4 protein-coding genes are annotated in these 6,466 nt (G+C 50.8%); 1 reads left to right on the forward strand and 3 read right to left on the reverse strand.

Features of this window, described 5'->3' with window-relative positions; all coding sequences use genetic code 11:
* Nucleotides 1-17: 17 nt before the first annotated feature.
* Genes ABUA47_RS01090 through ABUA47_RS01100 form a run of 3 tightly spaced genes read right to left on the reverse strand, consistent with a single transcriptional unit; the run spans nucleotide 18 to nucleotide 3,119 of the window.
* The gene (locus ABUA47_RS01090) at nucleotides 18-932 is read right to left on the reverse strand and encodes a vitamin B12 dependent-methionine synthase activation domain-containing protein (RefSeq protein ID WP_117589629.1); all 915 of its coding nucleotides are present in this window, start codon (nucleotides 930-932) and stop codon (nucleotides 18-20) included.
* A 40-nt stretch (nucleotides 933-972) separates the two neighbouring features.
* Complete coding sequence (locus ABUA47_RS01095; RefSeq protein WP_061412044.1) at nucleotides 973-2,319, reverse strand: dihydroorotase; 1,347 nt, start codon at nucleotides 2,317-2,319, stop codon at nucleotides 973-975.
* Nucleotides 2,320-2,363: 44 nt separating this feature from the next.
* Nucleotides 2,364-3,119 carry a polyprenol monophosphomannose synthase gene (locus ABUA47_RS01100; RefSeq protein ID WP_005836010.1) on the reverse strand — a complete coding sequence of 252 codons (756 nt, stop codon included), beginning with the start codon at nucleotides 3,117-3,119 and terminating at the stop codon, nucleotides 2,364-2,366.
* Nucleotides 3,120-3,772: 653 nt separating this feature from the next.
* On the opposite strand from ABUA47_RS01100, the gene ABUA47_RS01105 reads away from it, so the two are divergent.
* A partial coding sequence (locus ABUA47_RS01105) for a transcription-repair coupling factor (RefSeq protein ID WP_349831379.1) occupies nucleotides 3,773-6,466 on the forward strand: 2,694 nt, incomplete at its 3' end.

Genomic DNA, 6,466 nt, shown 5'->3' on the forward strand with positions numbered 1-6,466 from the left:
GCACATTAGCACATTATTCATATTGTAGTGGCTAAAAACTTCCGCATATTCCCTATTGGCATTCCTCGGCGGCGGGCGTAATCTTCCAGCTGGTCCTCTCCAATCTTGCCCACTGCAAAGTATCGGGATGCGGGATGTGCCAGCATCATGCCGCAGACGGAGGAGTGAGGATGCATGGCTCCATGTTCAGTCAGCGTGATGCCTATCTGTTTCATGCCGAGCAGTTCGTCCAGCAGGAAATTCACGGATTGGTCGGGTAGGGAGGGGTATCCCACAGCGGGGCGGATGCCTTGGTACTTCTCGACCAGCAAATCCGGAATGGACAAGGATTCGTCGGGGGCATAGCCCCAAGCCTCCTTGCGGACATATTCGTGCATCTTTTCTGTGGCGGCTTCGGCGAGGCGGTCGTTCAAGGTTTGTACAAGGAGATGTTTGTAAGGGTCGTTCTTGTAAGTCTCTTCGGCCTCTTCACTGATGGTAGAGGCGAAAAGCCCTACGATGTCGGGCGTGCCTGAAGAGAGGGGACGTACAAAATCACTCAGACAGAGAAATGGACCGCCATCGGGTTGTGGTGTCTGCTGTCGGAGCAGAGGGAAGGTTGTTCCTTCTATCAAGAGGTTATCTCCGTCTGCATTTGCCTGGCAAAGCCTGAAGATGCAATGGATGGAGATTGTTTCGTCCAGTCGGTCGAGCATTCTATTGGCTTCCTTGAAGAGCTGCATGGCTTCGGAAGCTTTGGTACGTTCCTCCTCGGGAAAGGTCGTCAGCCAAAGTGCACGGCAGGAATCGCAGCCATGGATGTTGGCAATAGCCGCAAAGCGAGGCTGGAAGCCCCAGGCATGGAAGAAATAAATCCAGTTGATGTAAGGGGTTACTTCATGAATCCGATACGAAAGCAATTCATGCCCCGGTGCCAGTATTGTCCTTTTCATCCCATTTAATCCTTAATCCCTAATCCTTAATTCCTAGCCTTCACTCCCCAAATCTCAGTTCCTCGCCACGATAAGCATCGTCCACCATGCCGTCGCTATAAACGGGATGTCCGTTGGCAAAAGTCCTTTCCACTTTCCAGTTGAAGGTATGTCCTTCCAATGGGCTCCAGCCGCATTTGCTCAAAACTTTGTCGGCTGTCACTTCCCACGGGGTATCGGGGCGTACCAGCACAAGGTCTGCCCGGTAACCTTCACGGATATAGCCGCGCTCGTTGATGCGGTAAATTTGTGCGGGAGCATGGCACATTTTTTCAACGATGGTTTCGAGTGTGAATACTCCCTCATCCACCAGTTGCAGCATGCTGACAAGTGAGAACTGTATCATCGGCATGCCGGACATGGCCTTCAAGGCACCTCCTTCTTTTTCGGAGAGCAGATGGGGCGCATGGTCGGTGGCTATAACGTCTATCAGGCCGGAGTTGACGGCTGCACGCAGGGCATCGCGGTCGGCTTGCTTCTTAATGGCAGGATTGCACTTGATACGTGTGCCCAACGTGCGATAGTCACTGAGCGTGAAGAGGAGATGGGCAACGCATGCTTCGGCGGTGATATGCTTCTCGGAAAGTGAATAGTCATTGAACAGTTGCAGTTCCTTGGCTGTGGACACATGCAGAATATGCAGCCGTGCACCGGCAATCCTTGCCAGCCGTACTGCCAGCTCAGAAGATGCATAGCATGCTGCCGAGGAGCGGATGTAGGGATGCTTGCCTATGGGAATATCATTCTCTCCGGCAAACATTTCCTTATACTTGGCAATATTGTTCTTGATGGTTTCCTGGTCTTCGCAGTGGGCGGCAATCAGCATGTCTGTACCGTTGAAGATGTTCAGCAGGCTGTTCATCTTGTCTACCAGCATGTTTCCGGTACTGGAGCCCATGAATAGCTTGATACCGCAGACGCGGTGCTTGTCCAGCTTGCCGAATTCGCTGTAATTGTCGTTTGTTGCGCCGAAGTAGCAGGAATGGTTTACGATACACTTCTCGTTCAGCAAATCAAGTTTGGCGTTCAAGGCATCCAGCGTAGTGGTCACCGGATTTGTATTGGGCATATCCATGATGGAGGTCACACCACCTGCGGCAGCCGCACGGCTTTCGGTGAGGATGTCCGCTTTGTGGGTCAGCCCGGGATCGCGAAAATGTACATGGTCGTCGATGATGCCAGGCAACAGATAGCATCCGGTGGCATCTATGGTCTCGTCACAAGGGGCGGAGAGAGGTTTCCAGTTGGTCAGTACCTCTGCAATGCGCCCGTCTTCTATCACTACGGAACCTTTCACGGATTGTCCTTCGTTGACAATCGTAGCGTTATGTATCAATGTTCTTTTCATATCTTCCTAATATTTATAGTAAACCCCTATCACTCTATCACCTATCACTTCATCTCCTTATCTACGGTAGGATATTTATGGAACCAACTGTTCCATTTCAACCGAATCACTCCGAATACGGCTTCACCAAAAATACTGCTGTTCATTTTGGAGGTGCCCAGTTCGCGATTGATGAAGATGACAGGCACTTCCTTTACCTTGAAGCCGCATTTGTAGGCGGTGAATTTCATTTCTATCTGGAAGGCGTATCCTTTGAAGCGGATACCGTCCAGATTGATGGTCTCCAATACCCGGCGGCGGTAACATACAAATCCGGCTGTAGTATCGTGGATGGGCAGCCCGGTGATGAAGCGTACATACTTGGAGGCAAAATAAGACATCAGTACACGTCCCATGGGCCAGTTCACTACGTTCACACCACTCACATAACGTGAACCGATGGCTACATCGGCACCCTCTTCGGAACAGGCGCGGTAGAGTCGCGGCAAGTCTTGGGGATTGTGGCTGAAGTCGGCATCCATTTCGAATACATACTCATAACCTCGTTGCAATGCCCACTTAAAGCCGGCTATGTAGGCTGTACCCAGTCCTAACTTTCCTTTGCGCTCCACCATGAAGAGGCGTTCGGGAAACTCCTGCTGCAAGGTCTTTACAATGGCAGCCGTTCCGTCGGGCGAACCGTCTTCAATGACAAGGATGTGAAAACCATGTTTCAGAGCAAAAACGGCACGGATGATATTTTCTATATTCTCCCGTTCATTGTAGGTGGGGATGATGACAATGCTGTCTGATGTTTGCATACTTATAGGTAATGGGGGTTATAACTGGGAACAAATGTAATACATTTCTTTTTTATCTGGCAGCATTTTCACACAAATCTTGATTTTGCAAAGTTCTGGCACCACGACTCTTTCATTTATGTAGCTCCTTCTAACTCCTGACTATAAGGAATGCAGGTTAAATCAAAGAACCGTATGCTTGACTTTGAACTTTAGCCTCAATCTTTAGCTATTCCCGTTTCAATCATTAACAGAAAACATTCAAACTATTAAAGAAAAACTTTCGAAGTATAAAGGATAAAGTGGGTAGATATAGGGAGAAAAAGTGCTCTTCAGTCTTGGTCTGTCTATCCCAAGCCTTGGGATAGACAGACCAAACCCTGGGATACATGTCCGCAGGCTGGGGATAAACTTTGTGTAACATAACTCCTGAATAGGGATTGTGCAGGCTGTGTTATTCATAATTGGAGGAAAAGAAGTTTCATTGCCTTCCCCGATAAATAGGGCGATACAGAAAAAAGGTGAAGGATGTGCAGGCTGACAGCAGAAAGATTATTTCAGAGAACATAGTTGCCGACAGGTCAAAGCTAAAGATTATTTGTGTATTTTTGCACCGAATTTATTTCGGTAGGATACCTTATGAGAGGCAATACCGGGGGAAAAAGCGCAAAGCAATGAATATAACTGAACTGCAACAATCTTATGCTTCCCATCCCAATGTAGAGGGGGTGTGCAGGCTTCTGAAAGATAACTCTGTCCGTCACCTATATTGCGGAGGTTTATATGCCTCTGCCGCTTCTTTGTTTTCGTCTGTATTGGTTCAGCGGGCTACTTGTCCGCTCGTTTTCATTCTGGGCGATATGGAGGAAGCCGGTTATTTCTATCATGATTTGACGCAGATATTGGGGACAGAGCAGGTATTGTTTTTTCCTTCTTCGTTCCGCCGCGCCATCAAGTACGGGCAGAAGGATGCGGCAAACGAAATACTCCGTACAGAAGTGCTGAGTCGCCTGCAAAAAGGAGAAGAGGGGCTTTGCGTGGTGACCTATCCGGATGCGCTGGCCGAAAAGGTGGTCTCTCGTAAGGAACTGGGAGAGAATACACTGAAACTGCATGCAGGCGAGAGGGTGGATATGAACTTCGTGACGGACGTATTGCGCAGCTACGGTTTCGAATATGTGGACTACGTCTACGAGCCGGGGCAGTATGCCGTTCGTGGCAGTATTATCGACGTCTTTTCCTTCTCTTCCGAATATCCCTTCCGTATAGACTTTTTCGGCGATGAGGTGGAAAGCGTCCGTACCTTCGAGGTGGAAACACAGCTCTCGAAGGAGAAGAAAGAAAGCATCGTGATAGTTCCCGACTTGAGCCATAGCCTGGAAAAAAAGGGAAGCGGCGGCATGGTGTCGTTCCTCGATTTCCTTCCGTCGGACAGCTTGCTTGCCATGCGCGATTTTCTCTGGCTACGCGAACGCATCCAGACCGTGCACGACGAATCGCTCACCCCACAGGCCATCGCCGCCCGTGAGTCGGAGGAGAATGGAGCCATCACGCTGGAAGGCAAGCTGATTGATGGTGGCGAGTTCACCCTGCGCGCCCTCGATTTCCGCCGGATGGAGTTCGGTAACAAGCCCACCGGAACGCCGGATGCTACCGTCTCGTTCCATACTACGGTACAGCCTATCTTCCATAAAAACTTCGACATGGTGGCAGAGAGTTTCCGCGAATACCTCTCCCGTCACTACACCATCTACATATGCAGCGACAGCCTGAAACAGACTGACCGCATCCGTGCCATCTTTGAGGACCGTGGAGACAACATATCCTTTACCGCCGTGGAACGGACGCTGCACGAAGGCTTTGCCGACGACACTTTGCGTATCTGCGTCTTTACCGACCATCAGCTGTTCGACCGCTTTCACAAGTATAACTTGAAGAGCGACAAGGCACGCAGCGGCAAGGTGGCCTTGAGCCTGAAGGAGCTGAACCAATTCACCCCCGGCGACTATGTGGTGCATACCGACCACGGTGTGGGGCGTTTTGCCGGACTGGTACGTATCCCCAACGGTGACACCACGCAGGAGGTGATGAAGATTGTCTATCAGAACGAAGATGTGGTGTTTGTCTCCATCCACTCTCTGCACAAGGTTTCCAAGTACAAGGGAAAGGAGGGTGAAGCGCCCCGCCTCAACAAGCTCGGCACCGGAGCCTGGGAGAAGCTGAAAGACCGCACCAAGACGAAGATAAAGGATATTGCCCGCGACTTGATAAAACTCTACTCGCAACGCCGCGAGGAGAAGGGGTTCCAATACAGTCCCGACAGCTTCCTGCAACGGGAGTTGGAAGCCTCCTTCATCTATGAGGATACCCCCGACCAAAGCAAGGCTACTTCCGACGTGAAGGTCGACATGGAGAGTGCCCGTCCGATGGACCGCCTGGTGTGCGGTGACGTGGGCTTCGGCAAGACGGAGGTGGCTGTTCGTGCCGCTTTCAAGGCTGTGGCGGACAATAAGCAGGTGGCTGTACTGGTGCCCACTACCGTACTTGCCTATCAGCATTTCCAGACCTTCAAGGAGCGCTTGAAAGGCTTGCCTTGCCGGGTGGAGTATCTGAGTCGTGCCCGCACCGCTGCTCAGGCAAAGGCTGTAGTGAAAGGGCTTGCCGAAGGGGAAGTGAATATTCTTATCGGTACCCACCGTATCCTGGGAAAAGACGTTAAGTTCAAAGACCTTGGTTTGTTGATTATTGATGAGGAGCAGAAGTTCGGCGTCTCCGTCAAGGAGAAACTCCGCCAATTGAAGGTGAATGTGGATACGCTGACCATGACGGCTACACCCATTCCCCGTACCTTGCAGTTTTCGCTGATGGGTGCGCGCGACTTGAGCGTCATCCAGACACCGCCGCCTAACCGCTATCCCATCCAGACGGAAGTGCACACCTTCAACGAGGAAATCATTGCCGACGCCGTCAATTTTGAGATGAGCCGTAACGGGCAGGTATTCTTCGTGAATAACCGTATTTCCAATCTGTTTGAGTTGAAGGCCATGATAGAGCGGCACATTCCCGACTGCCGTGTCTGTATCGGACACGGACAGATGGAGCCTGCCGAACTGGAGAAGATAATCTTTGATTTCGTCAATAACGATTACGACGTGCTGCTTGCCACTACCATCATCGAAAGTGGCATCGACATACCCAATGCCAATACCATTATCATCAACCAGGCGCAGAACTTCGGCCTCAGTGACTTGCACCAGATGCGCGGACGTGTGGGGCGGAGCAATAAAAAAGCTTTCTGTTACCTGCTGGCACCGCCTTTGTCCTCCCTTACTCCCGAAGCAAAACGACGCCTGCAAGCCATCGAGAAC

The sequence above is a fragment of the Bacteroides sp. RTP31139st1_H2_RTP31139_211217 genome (assembly GCF_040227615.1).
In the GTDB taxonomy this organism is placed as follows: domain Bacteria; phylum Bacteroidota; class Bacteroidia; order Bacteroidales; family Bacteroidaceae; genus Bacteroides; species Bacteroides uniformis.